Genomic DNA, 21349 nt, shown 5'->3' with positions numbered 1-21349 from the left:
TTCAATTAAGACAACGTGAAGTCGTTTGAATATCGTTAAGGTTAATCCTTATTTTTTGAACTCAAAAAGGAGACAGTATGAGTATTGTGAAGACTGGTTCGGCCATCTATAAAAGCCTCGGCAAAAAAGGAGAAGCCAGCGTCAGCACTGAAACGCCGGCACTCAAGGATCATCCTTATGGTTTTACTAGTCGATTTGAGGGTGGCAAAGGCACCAATCCCGAAGAACTCCTTGCAGCGGCCCATGCGGCCTGCTTCACCATGGCGCTCTCTTTTGCATTGGAAGGAGAAGGCTACAAAGACGGTGATTTAAAAACCGACGTATCTATCTTTCTCGATGAAGACGGTGATGGCTTTCGTATTAGCCGATCAAAATTATCTCTTACCGCTAATGTGAAAGGTATTGATGAAAAAGAATTTGATCGTATAGCTCATGAAACTAAATTCGGTTGTCCTGTGAGTAAGTTATTTAATGCCGATATCGAGTTGGAATATACCCTCAACGCGGCATAAAAGCGCTCAGTAGAACTATTGGCCTCACATAATAAATAGTATTTGATTATGTGAGGCCATTTTTATGGATACCAATTATGCATATTAAGTCACTGGACCACCTTGTTTTAACGGTTAACTCGATTAACGACACGGTTGATTTCTATTGTCATATTTTAGGAATGGAAAAAATCGTCTTAGCAGAGAATCGTGTTGCGTTATTATTTGGTAGTCAAAAAATTAATCTGCATGAGCGTGGTAAAGAGTTCGAACCCAAAGCACAATATGTCAGGACTGGAAGTGCTGACTTATGTTTCATCGTAGAAACACCCTTAACCAGTGTTATTGCTGAACTTAATCATAAACAGGTAAAAATTATTGATGGTCCGGTGATGAGGACAGGTGCTCAGGGCGCTATTGAATCTGTTTATCTTTATGATCCAGATGGCAACCTTATTGAATTATCTAACTATATAGAGCTTTCGGCCCGGTAAAAATAGTCGACAGCAATCAATTTGCATGTTTGTCAGCAAGTATTTTAATCAGAGTGAGTTTATGGAATTGAACCTAATCCTTAAGAAAAATGATAAACCTAGTTTGAGTCATGTCAGTACATCATCTAGCTTGCTAAGGCATATTGCTATTGGTTGTGCATTCGCTATCGGCCTGGCCACCAGTCAGCTCAGTTATGCCATTACTGATCCTGTGTCGCCACCGGCAGGTGAGAAATTTAGCTATGCCTGGTTAAAAGGCTATGCCAGAGCATTATCTGAAAAAGCCTATATCAGCCACAAGGGCGAGTTACCCAAAAGCATTAAAGGTATGAGCTGGGATGATTATCAGCAATTACAGTTTAAAAAAGATAAGGCACTTTGGCGAAATGATGATAGTGAGTTTCGTGCGGAGCTTTTTCATTTAGGTCTGTATTTTGATACGCCAGTACATATCTCAGAGCTAAAAGATGGTAAAACAATGCCGATTGAGTACTCATCTAAAATGTTTGATTACGGCAAAACAGGAATTGATGGTAAGACATTACCTGAAGACTTAGGTTACGCCGGATTTAGAATGCAATTCCATACTGACTGGAAACGGGACGTGATTGCTTTCCTGGGGGCCAGCTACTTCCGTGCTGTGGGTAAAGAAATGCAGTACGGTTTATCTGCACGTGGATTGGCGGTGGATACGGCGATGCCTCGACCTGAAGAATTTCCGATGTTTACCCATTTCTGGTTGGAGCAGCCAAAGCCGGGCAGTGATATCACCACTGTCTACGCACTTCTGGATTCTGAAAGTGTAACTGGGGCCTATCGTTTTGATATTCAACCAGGTGACCGACTGAAAGTGAAAGTGGATGCAGCACTGTATCCGCGTAAAGCAATTGAACGTTTAGGTATCGCACCGTTAACCAGTATGTACATGATCGGTGAGAACGATAAACGCACAGACTGGGACTGGCGACCTGAAATTCATGACTCCGATGGCTTATCAGTTCATATGGGCAATGGCGAGTGGATTTGGCGTCCGCTGACAAATCCTCGTAATCTGAGATTTAATGCCTATGCCGACAATAATCCACAAGGATTTGGCCTGATGCAACGTGATCGCAAATTTGATCACTATCAGGATGATGGGGTGTTTTATGACCGCAGACCCAGTCTATGGATTGAGCCGGAAGGCAATTGGGGGAAAGGTTCAGTGCAGTTAGTTGAGATCCCGACCCTGGATGAAACCTTCGATAATATTGTGGCTTTCTGGAACCCTGACAAACCTGTGAAACCAGGTGAGGAATTACTTTATAGCTATAAAATGTATTGGGGTGGTGTGCCGCCAGTTGAACCTGAACGTGCCAAAGTGGTAGATACGTTTACCGGCATTGGTGGCGTAATAGGTCAACACCGTCAGTATTACAGTAAACGATTTGTCATCGATTTTGCCGGTGGCAGTTTGCCAATGCTAGCTGATGATGCCCAAGTGAAACCTGTCATTACGACTTCTGCGGGTAAAGTGGAAATTACCTCAGCTCGGCCTCAGCATGCAATTGATGGATACCGGGCCATGTTTGATGTGGTGCCACCCGATAACAGTACAGATCCCATCAATCTGCGAGTTTACCTTGAAGCCGGAGGTCAGCCTCTAACGGAAACCTGGATTTATCAATGGACTCCGCCACCGCAAAATGAGCGGGATTTACATAATCCTTAACAATAAAAAAGCAGATGTTTAACATCTGCTTTTTTTATGTGTGACATAGTGGGATAGTTATATAAAGGCGGCCAGTATTTGATTGACCTGCGCAGGCTATTGGCCCATTAATTATATTCACCAGCGCGTAATAGCGGTAACAGTTCTGTTAGTGGACGTTCAGGTAAATCGATAAAAACATCTTTATCATCAGGCTCGTTGTCCAACATACTTAATAAGCCGTTTAAGCCATGGCAAACGGCGTCCGTTCTTACTTTCTGGCTACTGAAGTTATTGATAAAACCACCTATAGCCTGTTTGGGATTAGTAATATTGTAGGTATTGTTTTCGTTATAGGTGTTTTGTAATAACCAGCGACTGGTTTTACGCATAGCATCACGATACTGATCACAGTCACCTAATTTCTGTTGTTCACAGAAAGGTACCATTTCTCCTATGACTTCATTGATCCAGCCATTACCGCTGGTTGTCATGGCATCGAGGTAGCGACCATGATTATAGGCATCGTCAGGCTGGTTGATCTGTCGCTCTAATAGTACGTCGCCAATTTGTAAAATAGTTTTTATGTAAACGGGCGTGGGATCAACTTTAGCCAGATCGATTAAAGCCATCATTATCCAACTGGATGATATGGAATTAGCCGGACGATATTCATCGCCGACCAGTGCGCCATGCAGGCCGACCTCACGAATTAACTGGCTGGCCACTTGTTTGGCACCCTCTAAATAGCGTTGGTCCTTAGTTATGGCGTAGAGACGAGAGAGGGCAGATACCACCTGACCGGAATAAAGAATGGACTGTTTGTTGTTGTAGCTCCACTTATCATCTTCGCATTGAGCAACCGGTGTCACAGTGCCGTCATCATTGATCATCTTTAGTAGCCAATTGCCAGCCGATTGCGCGGATTGCAGGTATTTCTCCTCATCAGGTGTCATATTGTGAAGCAACAACAGGGTAAAGATCGTTTTAGATGTGGTACCAACAACAATACGACAGGTTTCTTCATTAGTTTCAGGATCGACACCATAATCAAATCCGCCTGCATTGGGGCCTGATGTTAACTGTCTGTCGAGTAGAAACTGTGCCATGCCTTCAAAGTAGGATTGCAACTCGATATCTTTCTGGTGTTGATTTAGACGTATTAGTGTATTTAACGTTGTCGCTGAGTAAGTCGTTCGCAGCAGTTTCTCAGATGTATCATGCTCGGCGTCATAAAACTTGAAAATACCGGAATAGTCATTATTAATGGCACGTAATAAATACGCTTTACTTTGCTTTATTTGATTCTCAATGCGTTCTCTATCTACATGACGAACGATGACACGATCGCCCTGAACTTCATAAGCGTTGTCTTCATTATTTACCATGGCATAAACGTGATCTGGGTGATAGTCGAAACTCACTTTGAAATAATAGTCATTCAGATCGGTTTTAGACGTGATAACCGTATCGGCTAACGATGCTTGTGTGGCTTGCTGCAGTGTTTCTGTCAGTGAGGCTCCCGATGCATCTCCTTCACCCAACACGTTACCTTCGTGATAACTGACAATGTGAACACGCCAATGCGTTTGCTGATAATGGTTATTCCATTCTTTTTCTAATTGAGTGAGTGCTGTTTTGGTTGAATTATCTTCATTTTCCATGGCTATGCTACGCACATAACGAACCACTTCTTGCCTGAAGGTTTGATGATCTATCTGTAATGCCTCGTTCTCTAACTTTGTTTCTGCGACATCGGCTTGTACCAGAGGCATAAACAAAACAGTCACACATAAGGTGACAATCAATCTCATCATACATATCTCCTTTTGAAACCAAAAAGTAAGAAGGATTGTGTGTTGGAGTGATGAAATACGAAATATATCCATACCAATTAAGAATTATTGAAAATCGCACATTCAGAAAAAGGGGATGATCGTGTAAGCTTTCTTAAGAATGACCACAGTCATTCATGGTTAACGTGAAATTATAGTTGCCATTATTCACATTTGTTATGAGGTAGGTATGTTGAAAGGCAGTTGTTTGTGTCAGTCTGTTCAGTATGAGATTGATAGTGAACTCGGACCCACGATGATCTGTCATTGCCAAAATTGTCGAAAAGCCAGTGGCTCTGCTTATGCGATTAATGCGGCTGTAGAGAGTAACAAGTTTCACCTTAACACTGGCGAAAAGGCGATAGCCGAATATGAATCTTCACCGGGTGTTTTCCGGGTGTTTTGTCAGCTCTGTGGTTCACAGCTTTATAGTAAACGTAGCACCATGCCTGAAATTATACGGTTACGTTTAGGCACACTCGATACGGCAGTCGATATCAAACCACAAGCCCATATCTTTGTGAGTTCAAAAGCATCTTGGCATCAAATTTGTGATGACGTCCCTCAGTTTGCTGAACGCCCATAAATGCAGTCTTCAGTAGTTTTGAATACTGTCATTATTGTTATTGCCTTAGCTGTAGCAGCTTATCTGGCTTTTTCTAAACGCTTAAAGCAGTCCTCATCATGGAAAGCAACAGTCACGCCGCTGGCATCCATCATGGGGAGTGGTTTCCTTATTAGCGCACCACTACTGGCAAATACGGTAGGCAACTATGCTGTCTTATGTATTGTGGCATTATTGCTTATAGCTTGTGCCGTTGGACATGCTATTCGTTTTAATATTCGTCACTTTGAACCGATAGAACATCAGCAGGGAACCGCACAAAACGTTGCTTTTTTGTCGAGAATTGTACTGGCTGTCGCCTACTTTATTTCCGTGACTTATTATTTACAGTTGCTTGCTGCTTTTGTATTAAATGCTGTTGGTGTAAGTGGTGATGTTTATGCCAATATCATTACCACGGCTCTGTTAGTAGCGATTGGCGGTATTGGCATGTGGCGTGGGTTAGACGAGTTGGAGAAAATCGAAACCTATGCTGTGAGTCTAAACCTGGGAATGATTGTCGGGCTTCTGTTTGCATTATGTGCATACAATATACATTTACTTCTGGGCGGCGAGTGGCGGTTACCTGATATGTCCTCAGAGATAAATCTGCATGACTTTCGGGTATTACTGGGCTTATTGATCGTGGTTCAGGGCTTCGAAACTTCACGTTATTTGCAAGATGAGCATTCAGCAGATGAAAGAATTCAAACCATGCGTAGGGCTCAAATTATCTCTGCCGTGATTTATGTGTTGTTTATCAGTCTGTCGACCGTGCTATTCCACTCCGGACTGGATGCCGATGTGACAGCTATCACTAACATCATGCTACCTGTTGCTGTGGTTTTGCCAATATTAATTTCTATTGCTGCTGTGGGTAGTCAGTTCAGCGCCGCGGTTGCCGATACCTCAGGTGCCGGTGGTTTGCTGCAGGATATTGTGCAGCACAAGCTATCTATTCGATATGTTTATCTGATTATTATGGTTGTCACGATCATGCTTACCTGGGCAACCAATGTGAATGAAATCATTGCTTATGCTTCTCGTGCGTTTGCATTATTTTATTTTCTGCAAAGTCTGGTGGCTTCTATTGTTGCGCATCAGCAAAAACAGACCTGGCAAAGTCGTTTTTTTGCGTTGATTTCGATAATGTGTTTTAGCGTATTTGTTTTTGGTATACCTTCTGGTGGCTAAAAAGAAATGAGTCGTATCGACGTTAAACTCTTATGATGCGAGGAAGAAAAAATGGAAAACATTTGGCTGCAAGCGGTAAAGCGCATACATGCTATTGCAGAGACAGGACGTGAATTTAGTCATAACGAATATGATCTTGAACGCTATCAGGATATTTCAACACTAGCTCAGCAACTGTTGGCTTCATTAGCTAATACACCCTTAACCGCGATTGAAAATTTATTTCGCCCTGATGTCGATGATGGCGGTTACATTACACCAAAAATTGATGTTAGAGGCGTCGTATTCAAAGATAAACGTGTATTACTAGTGAAAGAAAAGATTGACGGTTTGTGGAGTTTACCCGGTGGTTATGCTGATTTAGGTCTATCGGCAGCTGAGAATACCGAAAAAGAAGTGTTTGAAGAGGCCGGAATTATTGTCAAAGCGTCACATTTATATGCAGTCAGACATAAAGCTAAAGGTGAATATACACCGGATATCCGTGATTTTTACAAGCTTTTTTTCTTATGTGAAGCGCTGCCGGAGCAAGAAATAAAAGCTGGGATGGAAACGGATGATGTGGGCTATTTTTCGATTGATGATTTGCCACCCTTATCCAAAGGGAGAGTGATTGCCACTGATATTCATCATGCTTGGGAGTTTGTGTGTAATCCTGCTCGACCTACCTTATTTGATTAGACCAACATTTATTTTTAATACCCTATGGAGATGAAATGAAATTTATTCAATTTTTTGCTCTGGCATTACTGTTAGCTGCCAGTCAGATAACCCTCGCTGATACGGCATCAGAAAAAGAAGCGGCTGAACTGATGGAAGCGGTCGGCATGAAGTCAGCATTAGAGCAGTCAATGGAACAGATGCTGGATGTGCAAATTAACAATAACCCATCATTGGCGCCATTTCGTTCGGTGATGTTGACGTTTTTCAAAAAGTATATGAGTTATGAAAGCTTAAAGCCTGACATTATTCGAATTTATGCCGACGCGTTTACCGCACAAGAGTTAAAAGATATCCGTGATTTTTATGGCAGTAAAACAGGGCAAAAAGCGATTAAATTGATGCCTCAGCTGATGCGCCAAGGCGGTGAAATCGGTGCTAAACGAGTACAAGCTCATATCGGTGAGTTAGAGGCGATGATTAAAGCTGAAGCGGAACGCCTTAAAAAAGAAGCAAAATAAGTTTAATAATTCAACCCGGTAGCTGCGTATGCTATTGGGTTGAATTTCATTGTCATATCTTTGCATAGTTTTACACGCTCATTAACTCAGCTTTAACTTTATATCAGTAATACTCTTTGGCAACGATGAGACGCCTTCCATGCTGACTGTAACTGGCTCGTCGTTATCCATTTTTGCCAAGAGGAGTCATTGCTAATGAAAAAGCCGATGAGGGTCACATTACAATCTGTGACGAATCAAGAAACAAATATCTATGTTGCCTCACCGCTGTCATTTCATATCGATAGTCAGGATGAGTTATTGATGATGGCTGAATGCCTGCAAAAGCGGGGAGACTTTACTACAGAGTCTGCGGCGTCATTTGCACTGGGCTTGAAGTTACTCAGTGATGTGATGGCTGAAAACAAAAACAAAGCCATATTTTCTGATTTTCAACCATTTTTTAAACACTTCATGGATCTGCTCAAACAGTCTTCTCAACAGGAGATGCTAACTCGATATGGCTAACTCTTAACGAGTGTCATTTGTTGCCTGTAGCGTAAAAACAGATTGTTTGAAATTAATGCCGTTATCACGATGGCTGCTCCAAGTATTTCTGCATGACTAAATGAGCGACCATTGATTACCCCAATGGTAAATGCGGTAATAGGGACAAAATTAATAAATAAAACACCATTTACGGGACCGAGTAATTTAATGCCCGCATTCCAGCTTAAGACGGCAATTAATGCCCCCATAATGACCAAATAAGCGATGGTCCAATGAAGCTCACCAAGTGTTGCCAGGGTGGGTGTATGAATATCATGATTTATGGTGAGTACAAACGTGATGATACCGATGGCAATGGCACCCAATACACAGGTAATGGTGGTGTAACGAAGTGGAGACCAGTCTGGGAAGCGTTCTGCTCCCATCGTATAAGCGACCCAGCAGATAGCACCGCTCAGGAATAACAAATCCCATTCCAACTTACCCCCAGCAAAGGCTTGTTGTGGGTGACCACTTGTTATCACTAAAAACACACCAAGAAATGCAGCCATAATTGTCACTAAGGTAAAGGTATGGGGTTTATGGCCTTTTAGAAACCAGCTAAGTAAAACCGTTATCATCGGCATCATGGTAATAATGACGGCGCCATGTTCTGGTTTAGAGTGTGTGAGTCCGCTAAACGCCAGCAGATTGAATCCTGCAAACCCTAATGTACCGAGAAAAAGTAATGGTAATAATCTGTTATGAAGCCGAAATGCTTGTTTGCCTTCAACACACCATAAGATGACGACAAAAAGCACAGCAGCAATTCCATAACGAATCAGCGTGATGTAGTAGGGATCAATAATCTCTAAAGCAGGCTTAGCGATAGGAAACATTCCACCCCATGAAAGTGTGGCAGCAAGCAGCATCACAATCCCCCAGCTCATATTTTTTGTATCCATCACACGATCCTTTTTTATAGTGGAGTTATTGTAACTTTTTCCTATAAATCTATAATTGCTGTTTTTAGAAAATTATTGTTTCTGAATATTTGGGAATGATTATGCAATCGCTGGATGATATGGTGATCTTTGGCGCTGTAATTGATGCAGGTGGATTTACTGCTGCAGCAAAACAACTAGGTATTTCAACACCTGTAGTAAGCAAAAGAATTACAGCATTGGAAAAAGAACTCGGAGCAAGACTGTTATTCCGATCAACACGTCGCTTAAGCCTGACTGAAGAAGGCCGTATTTTTTATCACCATTGCCGTAAAGTAATATCGGTAGCCCATGAAGCTGAGGCGGCAGTGACGTATTTAAACGATACACCCCGTGGTTTATTACGCATTACAGCACCGGTTACCTTTGGATCACATCAGGTGGCTGAAGCGATTCCAGGTTTTCTTGATGAATATCCTGAAGTGTCTGTTGAAATGGATGTTAGTGACAGAACGGTTGATTTGGCCGATGAAGGTTACGATATTGCTATTCGTTTAACTCGAGAGCCGCCACCACTGTATGTGGCTAAACTCCTTAGCACAACACATCGCGTTGTTTGTGCATCACCCGCGTATTGGCAGAAGTTTGGCAAACCAAAGGTACCGGCAGATTTGGCAGCGCATCAAGCCATTGTTTATACCCCCAATCCGACTTATAACCATTGGATTTTTGAAAAAAACACGGAAATAGAAACGGTTGAGGTCAAAGGGCGGTTTAATGTCAATAACACCGATGCGATGTTGGAAGCCGCTATTGGTGGCATGGGGGTCATTATGTTGACGTCCTATACCGTCGATAAAGCTATCGCATCAGGACAGTTAGAAGCGGTGCTGGAAGAGTATGAAACGCCGGGGGCAAATATCTATGCGATGTATTTGCCCACTATGTATTTATCGAGCAAAGCCCGGGCATTTATTGATTATATGAAAGCATGGTGTCAGAAAAAATGAGATGGCTGCAGTCAGAAAAAACGACATGACATGTTAGCCATGCCGTTTATTTCTCTATGCTGATTTCTGAGCTTCAATACTACGTTTAATCAGTGGTGCAATGGTTGAACCCTGAACAACGATTGAGAAAATCACCACAACATAGGTCATCATCAATAATAGGGTGTGGTAATCGACACCATTTACAAATAAAACTTCTTTTGGAATAGAGGCTGCCATGGCCAGTGCCAGACCGCCACGCAAGCCTCCCCAAGTCAGGATTTTAATAGCGTGTGCGTCGTAGGTTCTGAAGCGTTTAAAACCAATATAAGGAACAGCGACGCTAGCAAAACGGGCCAGAAGAACCAAAGGAATCATCACCAGTCCCAGGCCGATTTCTGTCCAGCTAACTGGCAGAATTACTAACATCAGGCCGATTAACAGAAAAAGAAGCGCATTTAGGAATGCATCTACCGTGTGCCAGAAGTGTGACAAGGTAAACTGACTATGTTCCGAGAAACCGACGGTACGGGTGATATTGCCGATAACAATACCACTCACCACCATGGCTAGAGGTCCTGAGACATCAATCACATTGGCTAATGCATAACCTGCACTTGGAATACATAAAGTAATTAGCAGTTCAATACTGGAATCATTACTACGACAGATACACCAGTGAGCTACAAAGGCCAGCACAGCGCCAAATACGATACCGCCAACCGCATCCACCAAAAACAGCTCTGCTACCCCAGAAAAGGTAGGTTCAGCACCTGAGAACGCTAAAGCAAAGATAGTGGTAAAAACGACCAGACCGACACCGTCGTTAAACAGCGATTCACCTTCTACCTGCACAGATATTTTTTCAGGTGCGTTCATCTTTTTGATAATCGCGAGTACGGCTATCGGATCCGTCGGGCTGATTAATGCGCCGAATAACATGCAATAAATTAATGGCAGGTTCCAGCCCAAAAGACCTAATACCCAGAAACTGGCATAGCCAATCAATACGGTAGAAAGTAGGGTGGAGAACAACGCCATGATGGTGATTTCCCAGCGTTGCTGACGAAGCAGATGTAAGTCAATTTCCAGGGCGCCAGCAAACAGAAGAAAGCCTAACATCCCTTTTAATAACAAAAGGTTAAAGTTTAATCCCTGAAACGCTTCGCTGATGGATGCAGCCAGATCATTACCACCAAATTTAATTAATGCCATCAACAGAAGTGACATGGCTACTGAGCCAGTGGTGATAGCAATAGTCGTTTGCAACCTCAGTAGATATTGATTAGCAAAAGCAATAAATACCGACACCGCCGATAAAAAGCAGAGGAAATACCAAGCGTTCATGGGTTGCTCCAAATTTTTAAATTTTAAGATCTGTTTTCAGAGCAAACGCATTAGCGCTACTGTGAGAACAGTACTTAAATATTGACTGAATCAATGGTGTGTAGAGCTAAAGTCAGGCAATTTGTTCCCGATCACATAGCCACAAAATATGATCGCTGTGAGACAGCATTGTTATCACAGAAGTGATGCCAAAATTGGAATTTGCTAATAGACAAATCGAGATGTGGGACCTTACTACTTCTGCTTTGAACATTTCAGCCATCGTTCAGACAAGCGCGACAAGTTTAATGCTATTCCATCGGCCTGTAAAAACTAATTTTGTCAGTTTTAACGGTCGCTATGAAAATGGTTAATTTAGTATTAGCAACGCAGTTGGTTTGTTTTATTTACGCGGACTTTTAAGATCAAAATAACCATAGGTGGCGACAATTAAAATACAGCCAGTGGGGAAGGCGAGACAAAAGTAGGTGCCATGATACGCAAACAACACCAAAGCCGGTTCTCCTGACTCATGACAAACACTTTACTTAACACTTTAACCAGCGGGCAGCCACGCCCCAGGCAGCAAAATAGCTAATTAATAACAAAAAGATATGGCGTTTATCACGATAAACAAAGTCCTGAGTTCGGTCATTTTTTCTCCGCCAATTTGCGTTTTTTCAATCAGTTTTTCAACAAAGTGATAAACGATACTCTCTCAGCTAACTATCGTTTATCTAGTGGCAGGATCTAACTGCTGCACTTCCCTAATAGTAAATGGCTGTTGTATCGTGTTGGCTGTCATTGATGATTCACCAAAAGGACTGTGCATGCGAGCGTTATTTGCCATCAAAGGATTCTTATTATTCAGTTTGATTGCTTTTTTGAATGCCTTTGTCGATCTTGGGCATAAAATACTGATACAAAACACTATTTTTAAAACCTATGACGGTGATGTGCAAATCATGCTCTCAGCATTGGTCAATGCCTTAATCCTGTTACCGTTTATACTGATGATGACCCCATCATCGTTTCTTTCTGATAAATATCCTAAAAATAAAGTGATGCAATACAGCGCCTTATCCGCCATCGTTGCCACTGTTTTGATTACGATTTTTTATTATCTAGGCTGGTTCTGGGCTGCCTTTTTAATGACACTGGCATTGTCTATTCAAAGTGCGATTTATTCTCCAGCCAAGTATGGCTATATAAAAGAACTGGTCGGTGTAAAACAGCTTGCCTCAGGCAATGGTGTGATTCAGGCGGTGACGACAACAGCAATTTTGCTGGGGACACTGGCATTTAGTTTTGGCTTCGAGTCTTTATTGAGCAATCATTATTATCGTCAGCCTGAGGATATTTTGCCGTTGATTGCCTCGCTGGGCTGGATTTTAGTGCTTTTATCCACAATAGAGTGGTTCGCGACATTAAAGCTCGAGCAAAAATCTAGCATCAGAAAAGAGCATGAATTCGATACAAAAGCTTATCTTAGTGGTCGTTCCGCCATTACTATTATGAAAGAGTTGTCCAGTAACCAGGTGATCTTTCGATCGGTGATTGGTCTGGCTGTGTTCTGGTCTTTATGTCAGGTTATGCTGGCTACCTTTCCGGCTTTTGCTAAAGATATTGCTGGCATTGACAACACCATTATTATTCAAGGCACGATGGCTTTTGCCGGTATCGGGATTGTGATTGGGGCATTTATGGCCGGTAAAGTATCGTCAAATTATATTGAAACCGGGCTTATTCCAGTGGGTGCAATGGGGGTTGCATTAACAGTCGCCTTTGTCAGCTTTGCTATCACGCCATTTTTACAGGCCATTAACTTCTTTTTACTCGGGGTATTTGGTGGACTTTATCTGGTGCCACTGAATGCTTTGATTCAATATCATGCCAAAGCGGGTCAGATGGGACGTATCCTGGCAGGGAATAACTTTGTGCAAAACATTGCCATGTTGTCATTTCTGATCCTGACGATGCTAGCTGCTTATGCGGGTATGAACAGTCTGGGCATTTTTGCCATTTTGTTGGCGGTGGCTCTAATTGGTGCTGTCTACACTATTACGCAGTTACCTCAGTCACTGGCACGTCTTGTTGTCTCATTGGTGTTTTCATTACGTTACCGTCTGACAGTACTCAATATGGAACGTATTCCTGCCAGTGGTGGTGTATTGATGCTGGGTAACCATATCAGCTGGATAGACTGGGCGATTGTACAAATGGCAAGCCCACGTCCGCTTCGCTTTGTCATGGCAAAATCGATATATGAACGCTGGTATCTGCGTTTTATCTTTGAGTTCTTTAATATTATTCCTGTTGGTACAGGGGGCAGTAAACAAGCACTTGATGCGGTACGGGAAAGTTTAAATAACGGTGAAGTCGTGTGTTTATTCCCGGAAGGCGCGATCAGTCGTAATGGTCATTTGGGCGAGTTTCAGCGTGGCTTTGAAGTCGCTGCAGCGAATGCCAATGCGGTGATTGTGCCTTTTTATCTGCGTGGTTTATGGGGAAGTCGTTTTTCCCGCTCAAGTGATCGTTTAAAAACACTGCGCAGTAAACAGTCTTTTTCAGATTTAATTGTGGCTTTTGGCGAACCACTCGCCATTAATTCAGATCGGGTTGCGGTGAAACAAGCTGTTTTGCAGCTCTCAGTAGATGCCTGGACGAGTTATACCGAAACCTTGGAGCCATTACCTGAAGCCATTATCAAAGGTTTAAAACGTCAGGGTAGTGAAATGGCCGCCGCTGACATCATAGGCTCTGCAATGAGTGGTCATAGGATGTTGAGCGCATCGATTTTATTTTCTAAACAGATTCCTACTGACTGCCATCAAAATATCGGCATTTTAATGCCAAGCTCCAGTGCAGGGATTATTGCCAATATTGCCAGTTTGTTGAAGGGAAAAACGCTGGTCAATCTCAACTTTACCGCCTCAGCTGAGGCGGTGGCTGCAGCCATCCAAAAAGCTGATATCAACACGATTATTACTTCCAGAAAATTTGTGGAAAAACTCAGCAATAAAGGGTTTGATGCGAGCCTTATAGATAAGGCGAAAAATCTGCTCTATATGGAAGATTTACGTCAGAATATTAAAAAGCGTGACTTCATCAGCATGATGATTTTTGTCCGTTTAATGCCGCTGGAAGTTATCAAAGCGCGTTATATGACCGCGGTAAAAGCTGAAGATCCTGCGGTGATTCTATTTTCATCCGGCAGTGAAGGGTCGCCGAAAGGTGTCTTACTGTCGCACCGAAATATTATCAGTAATATCAAACAGGTAGCGGATGTTCTTAATACAGAACGTGATGATGTGGTTATGTCTGTTTTGCCGCTGTTTCATGCTTTTGGCTTAACCGTGACCACCTTATTACCACTGGTCGAGTCACTACCAGTGATTTGTCACCCGGACCCAACCGATGTCAGAAATATTGCCAAAGGCATCGCGACTTTCCGTGGCACGATTCTGTGTGGTACATCAACATTTCTTCGTATGTATGTGCGTAACCGTAAAGTGGAACCGTTAATGTTGGAGTCTTTACGTATTGTTGTCTCCGGTGCTGAAAAACTGAATCCAGATGTGCGTGACAGCTTTAAAATTAAATTTAATAAAACCATCTACGAAGGTTACGGTGCAACGGAAACTACACCCGTGGCAAGTGTGAATATTCCAGATAAGCTGGCGCCTGATACTCTAACAACACAGGTGGGCAGTAAGTTGGGTACCGTCGGCATGCCTCTGCCTGGTACACGTTTCAGAATTGTTAATCCTGATACATTTGAAGATTTAGCAGCGGGTGAAGATGGTTTAATTCTGATTGGCGGTAATCAAGTGATGATGGCTTATCTTAATGATCCTGAAAAGACTGAAGCAGTGATTACTGAGCAGGATGGCGTACGTTGGTATCACACTGGTGATAAAGGGCATCTTGATGAAGATGGTTTCCTGGTGATTGTGGATCGTTATTCTCGTTTCGCTAAGGTCGGTGGAGAAATGATTAGCCTTGGTGCCATCGAATCAGCACTAAAGCCATATATCAACGAAGAGGTGGAAATACTAGCCACCACGGTCGCCGATGATAAAAAAGGTGAAAAAGTCGTGTTGCTATACACCCAGGAACAAGCGGAGTCTGAGATAAAACAGGCGATCAGTGAACAATTATCACCGTTAATGCAGCCCAGCAAACTGCTCTATGTAGAGGAGATCCCCAAACTGGGTACAGGCAAAACTGATTTAAATGCAGCAAAAAAATTGGCTGCACATGCTGTTGAGTGAGTCTAGAACAATGAAACCGTGTTGGCTTGGAAGAGAGATATGACAGATACGCAGCAGATGACCGATTTTTTAATGGAGCTGGATGCGCTAAAGCATATTAATCGTCGTAGTTATATTACCGGTGGTGAACGTCTTGAAAACTCTGCAGAGCATTCCTGGCATCTGGCCATGGCGTGCTGGAGCTTGGCTGCGCATTTTCAGTTAGATATAGATATGGCGAAATTACTGCAATATGCGCTGGTTCATGATTTAGGTGAAGTTGATGCCGGCGATACGTTTCTGTATTCGGCGCAAAGAGATACGGCAAATCAGGCGGAACGACAGTGTGTGGAACGCTTTGCCAAGCATCAAGGTAATGGTATCCAAGACCTGCTTACCGTCTGGGATGAGCAGGAGTTTGGTGATAGCACTGAAGCAAAATTGATGAAGGCGGTGGATCGGCTTTTGCCTTTTTTATTGAATATTGCTGCTGAAGGTAAAACCTGGAAATTACATCAAATAAAGGCCTCGCAAGTACACACTGCTCATGCCTTTATTGCAGAGACATTTCCTGAACTGCATCAATGGATTAGTGAGAAGATTGCATTTGCAACAGAGCAGGGCTGGTTATTAGCGGATGATAAGTCTGAAGTTGCCAGTAAATAGACTCTACAGGCATACTCCATTGTTCCAATGACAAGGAGAGACAAATGACATTAGCTTTAACCCCACTGATTTCACTGATTGCCGGCATTTTAATTCTACTGGTACCACGTCTGCTGAATTATATTGTTGCCATTTACCTGATTATTATTGGCTTAGTTGGTTTGTTTGGTACGCATATCAATCTCACACCATGAACCAGCATAATTAAACGTGAATGATGAATAAGCCTCGACAAAATAGTCGGGGCTTTTTTATAGAAGTGTAATCAGCTAATGACCTTATCTAATGTTATCGTCTTATTTTTAATGCTCGCTGTCATGGCAGCCTTGCCGAGTGCCAGTGTTATGTTGGTTGTATCCAGAACATTATCGTGTGGCGCGAAACACGGTGTAATGGTGAGTTTTGGCATCGTTCTGGCAGATTTGCTGTATTTGTTATTAGCTATTTTTGGACTGGCCGTGGTGGCAATGTGGTTAGAACAATATTGGCCGTTAGTACAAATAATGGCAGCGCTGATATTACTGATATTCAGCTATCAGCTTTGGCGAGCAGGCAAACTTGATACTCTCTCGTCAGCACATAATAAACACAGCACATGGGCGAGTTTTGTTGCAGGGTTTACGTTAACCGCGGTCGATTATAAGGCTATTGTTTTTTATCTTGGCATTCTACCGGTTTTTATCAATAACAACGAAATCACATTATCTTCATCACTGATATTGTTAATTACTACTGCTGTAGCAGTAGCTTCGGTAAAATTAACTTATGTTTATCTTGCCAATCTTGTGCAGCAGCATTTTTTGCCATTACAAAAAGGTCATCAAATCATGTCCGTCATGCTGCTGCTGACAGCGTTGTGGTTAATGATTAATCTGATAGTGAAATTTATATAAATTTAAGGGTAAAACATGGGGGATGATAGCCAAACTCGTCCGGATGACATCATTTGTGATTGCAGTGGCACCACGAGGGCGAAGATAGAAAGTTTGTTTGAGCAGGGTATTATCGATATCGATACAATCTCACGAAAAACAGGTGCTGTGTCAGGCTGTGGCTCATGTGAGTGGGATATTGAAGCCTTGCTGGATGAACTGGTACAGCGACTTTCCTGATCAGGTTTTCAGGTTTTCTATATACAACATCGTAGCGCCAGCAACTGCTGCGGGAATGACTAAAAAGTTAACAATAGGAATCATAGTAGCGATTAGCGTGGCAAAACCAAATCCCAGTGCCAGACTGCGATGCTGACGAAGTTTTTCGCGCTGTTCTTTAAAACCCAATAAATGATTGCCCATCGGATAATCATGATAATCCAGCGCCAAAGTCCAGCTTGATAAGAAAAACCATAAAACCGGTGCGATAAGGTTCAAGCCTGGAATCCACGAGAGTAATAATAAAGGCAACATCCAACGCAATAAATAAGCCGTTTTACGCAGTTCATTCATCACCATTTTAGGCGTGTCTTTAATGACCTGTGTCCATGGCATATCTGGCGGGCTTGCCCCTGAAACCTGCTTTTCAACCATCTCTGCCAGAATACCGTTGAACGGTGCCGCGAGTATATTGGCGATAATAGAAAACGTAAAAAATACAATTAAGGCCAATAAGATCACAAAAAGTGGCCAGATGATCCAGGTCAGCGCACTTTCTAACCATGCCGGTAACCAGTTTGGCATCAGTGCCTCAAGCCAGCCTTCGAAATGAGATAAACCAAACCAGATAGCGCCACTGAATAACAAGGTATTTATCAGCATTGGTAAATAAGCAAAGCGTCTGATACCGGGCTGATTAATTAAACTGAAGCCCTGAATTAAGTAACGTGCGCCTTGGATCATTTTTAGCATAAGTGCCTCATTCAGTGTTGCAGTAGTGGCTTAACCATTAATAGCTTGATGATTAAGAAAGCGGCATCAGTCAATACCGATGCCGCTGAATAATAATTTAAGGGAGGGTGACAGGCTCTGGTGCTACCCAGCCTTCTTTACGATACTCCGCGACCACTGTGGTATAGACACCACCACGCACGTTGAATATACCTGTTATACGCATAAATCTGGGCTGACATACTGCCACCAGATCATCTAGGATAGTGTTGGTCACTTTCTCGTGGAATGCGCCCTGTTCGCGGTATGACCACATATAAAGTTTGAAAGCCTTTAATTCAACACATTTTTCATCTGGAACATAGTCGAGTTTGATTGTGGCAAAATCAGGTTGTCCTGTCTTAGGACACAGACAGGTAAATTCAGATGTTTCGATGTGAATGGTATAATCGCGGTCCGGTGTTGCATTATCGAAAGTTTCTAATTGTTTGCTTGGCTGTGTAGACATGGTTGCTCTCTGAAGTAATAAAATAAAACGACTATTATCTCTTAACTGAAAGATTATATTAAGTGTCTGAAATAATTATCCTGATCATTGTTATCCTTATCGCGTTTGCCGCTGCTAGTTGGTATGCCCATCATAAAAGTCAGCAACGTGCCAGTGAATTCGAGCGTGAACTGGATCTTCATAACGACGAAGATGAAGAGTTCAAAGAACGCTTTGACGCGCTTTTTGAGCAAGAGTTGCATGAGCAGTCACCATCTTCCACGTCATCGTTTAGTGAAACAGAATCAAGCGAAATAGACATTGATTTATTTGATGAGCCATTAGCGCTGACAGAAGAAGATAATGTGGTATCAGAGCCACTAAGCCAGACTGAACAACAAGAAAAACCAGCTAAGAAAGCTAAACCAGAACCTGCGCCAGCACAAGACTGGGATATGGTTATTGCATTCACGATTATGGCTGAGTCAAGCACGATGTTTTCTGGCAAAGCCGTAAAAGCGGCTCTGGAAGCACAGGACTTACATTTTGGTGATATGCAGATCTATCACCGTTTCACTCAAGGTTCACGAAAGCAGTCTTTATTCAGTGTCGCCAATATCATCGATCCTGGCACACTTTTGCCTGATAAATTTGTTTCTATGTCGACACCAGGCTTATTGATCTTTGCACGGTTACCGGCACCAGTAAATGGTTTAGCTTTATTTGATGATCTCCTGGACACAGCAAGAAATATGACCCAGTCACTGGGCGGCATTCTCTGTGACGAAACCCGTCAGCCGGTGAGTGAAGATGCCGTAGAAGCGATGCGAACCAAAATATTTGAATACCAAATGTCTGTCCAAGCCGAAAGTGATCACCTGTCGAATGACTATTTCAATTGATATTACCCAGCGAGCTGCTGAGTTACGTGAGCTTCTTAATCATTACAGCTATCAGTATTACGTTTTAGATAATCCCGAAGTACCGGATGCTGAATATGATCGTTTATTCCGTGAACTACAAGCGATAGAGAGCGAATATCCGCAGTTATTATCTGCTGATTCGCCCACTCAACGCGTAGGCGGTCAGGCGCTGGACAAGTTTGATGAAGTTCAGCATGCGATTCCGATGTTGTCTTTAGATAATGTCTTTGACCAGCAAGAGCTAAGTGCTTTTGATAAACGTGTTCGTGACTGGTTAAATACCGATAAAGCCCAAATCTACGCTGCAGAGCCTAAACTCGATGGTCTGGCTATCAGCATTCGTTACGAGAACGGTATTTTAGTTCAGGCGGCAACCCGTGGTGATGGTACAACTGGAGAGGATGTGACGGCCAATGTTCGCACTATCAATTCTGTGCCATTAAAGCTGCAAGGCGAGCATATTCCAGCGGTTGTTGAGATTCGTGGTGAGATTTTTATGCCCAAGGCCGGCTTTGAAAAATTGAACCAGTCCCAGTTGGCAAATAATAAAAAACCGTTCGTGAACCCTCGCAATGCAGCTGCCGGATCATTAAGACAACTGGATTCCAAGATTACCGCATCCAGACCGCTGGAAATTTACTGCTATGGTATCGGCGTGATTGAAGGTATGCCTCGCCCCAACAGTCATTCTGAAGCGATGACATTGATTGCTGGTTGGGGATGTCGTATTTCTCCTGAATTAAAAGTGTTAGAAGGCCTAGAAGCCTGTCAGCAGTATATTGATGACCTGGCCTTGCGTCGGGATAACCTTGAATATGATATCGATGGTGTGGTGTTTAAAGTTGATGACACCGCATTGCAGGAACGACTTGGTTTTGTGTCGCGGGCGCCACGGTGGGCTATTGCCTATAAATTTCCTGCACAGGAAGAGATGACCACGGTTGAAGATATTGAAATTCAGGTCGGTCGCACAGGGGCATTAACGCCTGTAGCTCGATTGAAACCGGTGTTTGTCGGTGGTGTTACGGTGTCCAATGCGACACTTCACAATGAAGATGAAATACGCCGTAAAGATGTCCGCATCGGTGATACCGTTATTGTGCGACGAGCCGGCGATGTGATTCCTGAGGTCGTGAAAGTAATTATCAGTAAGCGCCCTGATGATGCACGTGAGTTTGTTATGCCAACGGCTTGTCCTATTTGTGGCTCGGATGTGGAGCGGGAAGAGGGTGAAGCGGTATCTCGTTGTAGCGGTGGTTTGTTTTGTGCGGCACAGCGTAAAGAAGCGATTAAACATTTTGCCTCAAGAAAAGCATTAGATATTGATGGTCTGGGTGATAAGTTGGTTGAGCAACTTGTGGATTCAGGCCATATCAAGGATGTGGCAGATTTGTTTTTACTGGATGTCGATACTATCGCCAGTCTGGAACGCATGGGACAAAAATCTGCTGAAAACCTGGTTAATGCGCTGAATGCGGCTAAAGCAACACGATTCCAGCGCTTTCTTTATGCATTAGGCATTCGGGAAGTCGGTGAAGCCACAGCACGCGCTCTAGCATTACATTACTCGTCGCTGGAAGAACTGATGCAGGCGTCTTCAGAAAGTTTGATGGAGATTGAAGATGTAGGGCCAGTAGTTGCCCATCATATTGAGACATTTTTTCAGCAATCACATAATCGTGAGGTGATTGAGCGTCTGTTGAGCGTAGGTATTCACTGGCCAACGGAAGAGAAAAAACAAACCAATACTGCGCTAAGTGGTAAGACAATTGTTTTAACCGGAACGCTACAGACCTTATCCCGCAGTGAAGCGAAAGAAAAGTTGTTGGCACTTGGCGCAAAAGTCGCTGGCAGTGTGTCGAAAAAAACAGATTATGTGGTTGCTGGCGCTGACGCTGGTTCAAAGCTGACAAAAGCAGAATCACTTGGTATTGAAGTGGTTGATGAAGCAACATTACAACAGTGGTTAATACAGGAATAA

21 protein-coding genes are annotated in these 21349 nt (G+C 42.9%); 16 read left to right on the top strand and 5 right to left on the bottom strand.

Annotated features, from left to right (window positions below):
* The first annotated feature begins 77 nt into the window (after positions 1-77).
* The 3 genes from B2248_RS08035 (at position 78) to B2248_RS08025 (ending at position 2696) form a co-directional block, all read left to right on the top strand.
* Positions 78-512, top strand: coding sequence for an OsmC family peroxiredoxin (locus B2248_RS08035; protein ID WP_273180544.1), 435 nt, complete (start codon positions 78-80; stop codon positions 510-512).
* A 77-nt stretch (positions 513-589) separates the two neighbouring features.
* The gene (locus B2248_RS08030; RefSeq protein WP_273180543.1) at positions 590-985 is read left to right on the top strand and encodes a VOC family protein; all 396 of its coding nucleotides are present in this window, start codon (positions 590-592) and stop codon (positions 983-985) included.
* A 61-nt stretch (positions 986-1046) separates the two neighbouring features.
* Positions 1047-2696: a glucan biosynthesis protein gene (locus B2248_RS08025; protein ID WP_273180541.1), complete on the top strand. Its 1650-nt coding sequence runs from the start codon at positions 1047-1049 to the stop codon at positions 2694-2696.
* Between the two features lie 107 nt (positions 2697-2803).
* Here B2248_RS08025 and B2248_RS08020 read toward each other — a convergent pair whose 3' ends face one another.
* Entirely contained in the window at positions 2804-4492 is a 1689-nt protein-coding gene (locus tag B2248_RS08020; RefSeq protein ID WP_273180539.1) for a glycoside hydrolase family 76 protein, read from the bottom strand.
* Between the two features lie 208 nt (positions 4493-4700).
* On the opposite strand from B2248_RS08020, the gene B2248_RS08015 reads away from it, so the two are divergent.
* The 5 genes from B2248_RS08015 (at position 4701) to B2248_RS07995 (ending at position 7996) form a co-directional block, all read left to right on the top strand.
* Complete coding sequence (locus B2248_RS08015; RefSeq protein ID WP_273180538.1) at positions 4701-5096, top strand: GFA family protein; 396 nt, start codon at positions 4701-4703, stop codon at positions 5094-5096.
* On the top strand, positions 5097-6308 hold the full coding sequence (locus B2248_RS08010) for a hypothetical protein (RefSeq protein WP_273180536.1): 1212 nt from the start codon (positions 5097-5099) through the stop codon (positions 6306-6308).
* Positions 6309-6359: 51 nt separating this feature from the next.
* On the top strand, positions 6360-6989 hold the full coding sequence (locus tag B2248_RS08005) for an NUDIX hydrolase (RefSeq protein WP_007144975.1): 630 nt from the start codon (positions 6360-6362) through the stop codon (positions 6987-6989).
* Positions 6990-7024: 35 nt separating this feature from the next.
* Positions 7025-7489, top strand: a complete 465-nt coding sequence (locus B2248_RS08000) for a DUF2059 domain-containing protein (RefSeq protein WP_007144976.1) — start codon at positions 7025-7027, stop codon at positions 7487-7489.
* A gap of 195 nt (positions 7490-7684) precedes the next feature.
* Positions 7685-7996, top strand: coding sequence for a DUF3861 family protein (locus tag B2248_RS07995; protein ID WP_273180533.1), 312 nt, complete (start codon positions 7685-7687; stop codon positions 7994-7996).
* Here B2248_RS07995 and B2248_RS07990 read toward each other — a convergent pair.
* The gene (locus B2248_RS07990; RefSeq protein ID WP_273180532.1) at positions 7993-8922 is read right to left on the bottom strand and encodes a DMT family transporter; all 930 of its coding nucleotides are present in this window, start codon (positions 8920-8922) and stop codon (positions 7993-7995) included. The two genes, B2248_RS07995 and B2248_RS07990, sit on opposite strands and share 4 nt — an antisense overlap.
* Before the next feature lie 101 nt (positions 8923-9023).
* On the opposite strand from B2248_RS07990, the gene B2248_RS07985 reads away from it, so the two are divergent.
* Positions 9024-9911 (top strand): LysR family transcriptional regulator, encoded by an 888-nt coding sequence (locus tag B2248_RS07985; RefSeq protein ID WP_007144979.1) that lies wholly within the window; start codon positions 9024-9026, stop codon positions 9909-9911.
* 54 nt (positions 9912-9965) lie between these two features.
* Here the strand turns inward: B2248_RS07985 and B2248_RS07980 are convergent, their stop codons facing one another.
* Positions 9966-11237 carry a cation:proton antiporter gene (locus B2248_RS07980; RefSeq protein WP_007144980.1) on the bottom strand — a complete coding sequence of 424 codons (1272 nt, stop codon included), beginning with the start codon at positions 11235-11237 and terminating at the stop codon, positions 9966-9968.
* 809 nt (positions 11238-12046) lie between these two features.
* Here B2248_RS07980 and B2248_RS07975 point away from each other — a divergent pair.
* From B2248_RS07975 to B2248_RS07955, 5 genes are all read left to right on the top strand, one after another.
* The gene (locus B2248_RS07975) at positions 12047-15490 is read left to right on the top strand and encodes an acyl-[ACP]--phospholipid O-acyltransferase (protein ID WP_273180529.1); all 3444 of its coding nucleotides are present in this window, start codon (positions 12047-12049) and stop codon (positions 15488-15490) included.
* Positions 15491-15529: 39 nt separating this feature from the next.
* Positions 15530-16135 (top strand): HD domain-containing protein, encoded by a 606-nt coding sequence (locus B2248_RS07970; RefSeq protein ID WP_273180527.1) that lies wholly within the window; start codon positions 15530-15532, stop codon positions 16133-16135.
* A gap of 44 nt (positions 16136-16179) precedes the next feature.
* On the top strand, positions 16180-16329 hold the full coding sequence (locus B2248_RS07965) for a DUF3096 domain-containing protein (RefSeq protein WP_007144986.1): 150 nt from the start codon (positions 16180-16182) through the stop codon (positions 16327-16329).
* A 78-nt stretch (positions 16330-16407) separates the two neighbouring features.
* The gene (locus B2248_RS07960; protein WP_273180525.1) at positions 16408-17028 is read left to right on the top strand and encodes a LysE family translocator; all 621 of its coding nucleotides are present in this window, start codon (positions 16408-16410) and stop codon (positions 17026-17028) included.
* Between the two features lie 15 nt (positions 17029-17043).
* Complete coding sequence (locus B2248_RS07955; protein ID WP_007144988.1) at positions 17044-17247, top strand: (2Fe-2S)-binding protein; 204 nt, start codon at positions 17044-17046, stop codon at positions 17245-17247.
* Here the strand turns inward: B2248_RS07955 and cysZ are convergent, their stop codons facing one another.
* Both cysZ and queF read right to left on the bottom strand, forming a co-directional pair.
* Positions 17248-17979: a sulfate transporter CysZ gene (gene cysZ / locus B2248_RS07950; RefSeq protein WP_273180523.1), complete on the bottom strand. Its 732-nt coding sequence runs from the start codon at positions 17977-17979 to the stop codon at positions 17248-17250.
* A 97-nt stretch (positions 17980-18076) separates the two neighbouring features.
* Complete coding sequence (gene queF, locus B2248_RS07945; RefSeq protein WP_273180521.1) at positions 18077-18466, bottom strand: preQ(1) synthase; 390 nt, start codon at positions 18464-18466, stop codon at positions 18077-18079.
* 62 nt (positions 18467-18528) lie between these two features.
* Between queF and B2248_RS07940 the strand changes: the two genes are divergently transcribed.
* Together B2248_RS07940 and ligA are read left to right on the top strand one after the other, a co-directional pair.
* Positions 18529-19347, top strand: coding sequence for a cell division protein ZipA C-terminal FtsZ-binding domain-containing protein (locus B2248_RS07940; protein ID WP_273180520.1), 819 nt, complete (start codon positions 18529-18531; stop codon positions 19345-19347).
* Entirely contained in the window at positions 19331-21349 is a 2019-nt protein-coding gene (ligA, locus tag B2248_RS07935) for an NAD-dependent DNA ligase LigA (RefSeq protein WP_273180518.1), read from the top strand. Before B2248_RS07940 ends, ligA begins: the two co-directional genes overlap by 17 nt.

The organism is Methylophaga sp. UBA2012 (genome assembly GCF_002335235.1).
In the GTDB taxonomy this organism is placed as follows: domain Bacteria; phylum Pseudomonadota; class Gammaproteobacteria; order Nitrosococcales; family Methylophagaceae; genus Methylophaga; species Methylophaga thalassica.
This window is presented reverse-complemented; position numbering and strand designations above follow the sequence as displayed.

Coding starts and splice junctions, on each gene's coding strand:
- B2248_RS08035 (WP_273180544.1), top strand. CDS start 78: ATGAGTATTGTGAAGACTGGTTCGGCCATCTATAAAAGCCTCGGCAAA.
- B2248_RS08030 (WP_273180543.1), top strand. CDS start 590: ATGCATATTAAGTCACTGGACCACCTTGTTTTAACGGTTAACTCGATT.
- B2248_RS08025 (WP_273180541.1), top strand. CDS start 1,047: ATGGAATTGAACCTAATCCTTAAGAAAAATGATAAACCTAGTTTGAGT.
- B2248_RS08020 (WP_273180539.1), bottom strand. CDS start 4,492: ATGATGAGATTGATTGTCACCTTATGTGTGACTGTTTTGTTTATGCCT.
- B2248_RS08015 (WP_273180538.1), top strand. CDS start 4,701: ATGTTGAAAGGCAGTTGTTTGTGTCAGTCTGTTCAGTATGAGATTGAT.
- B2248_RS08010 (WP_273180536.1), top strand. CDS start 5,097: ATGCAGTCTTCAGTAGTTTTGAATACTGTCATTATTGTTATTGCCTTA.
- B2248_RS08005 (WP_007144975.1), top strand. CDS start 6,360: ATGGAAAACATTTGGCTGCAAGCGGTAAAGCGCATACATGCTATTGCA.
- B2248_RS08000 (WP_007144976.1), top strand. CDS start 7,025: ATGAAATTTATTCAATTTTTTGCTCTGGCATTACTGTTAGCTGCCAGT.
- B2248_RS07995 (WP_273180533.1), top strand. CDS start 7,685: ATGAAAAAGCCGATGAGGGTCACATTACAATCTGTGACGAATCAAGAA.
- B2248_RS07990 (WP_273180532.1), bottom strand. CDS start 8,922: ATGGATACAAAAAATATGAGCTGGGGGATTGTGATGCTGCTTGCTGCC.
- B2248_RS07985 (WP_007144979.1), top strand. CDS start 9,024: ATGCAATCGCTGGATGATATGGTGATCTTTGGCGCTGTAATTGATGCA.
- B2248_RS07980 (WP_007144980.1), bottom strand. CDS start 11,237: ATGAACGCTTGGTATTTCCTCTGCTTTTTATCGGCGGTGTCGGTATTT.
- B2248_RS07975 (WP_273180529.1), top strand. CDS start 12,047: ATGCGAGCGTTATTTGCCATCAAAGGATTCTTATTATTCAGTTTGATT.
- B2248_RS07970 (WP_273180527.1), top strand. CDS start 15,530: ATGACAGATACGCAGCAGATGACCGATTTTTTAATGGAGCTGGATGCG.
- B2248_RS07965 (WP_007144986.1), top strand. CDS start 16,180: ATGACATTAGCTTTAACCCCACTGATTTCACTGATTGCCGGCATTTTA.
- B2248_RS07960 (WP_273180525.1), top strand. CDS start 16,408: ATGACCTTATCTAATGTTATCGTCTTATTTTTAATGCTCGCTGTCATG.
- B2248_RS07955 (WP_007144988.1), top strand. CDS start 17,044: ATGGGGGATGATAGCCAAACTCGTCCGGATGACATCATTTGTGATTGC.
- cysZ (WP_273180523.1), bottom strand. CDS start 17,979: ATGCTAAAAATGATCCAAGGCGCACGTTACTTAATTCAGGGCTTCAGT.
- queF (WP_273180521.1), bottom strand. CDS start 18,466: ATGTCTACACAGCCAAGCAAACAATTAGAAACTTTCGATAATGCAACA.
- ligA (WP_273180518.1), top strand. CDS start 19,331: ATGACTATTTCAATTGATATTACCCAGCGAGCTGCTGAGTTACGTGAG.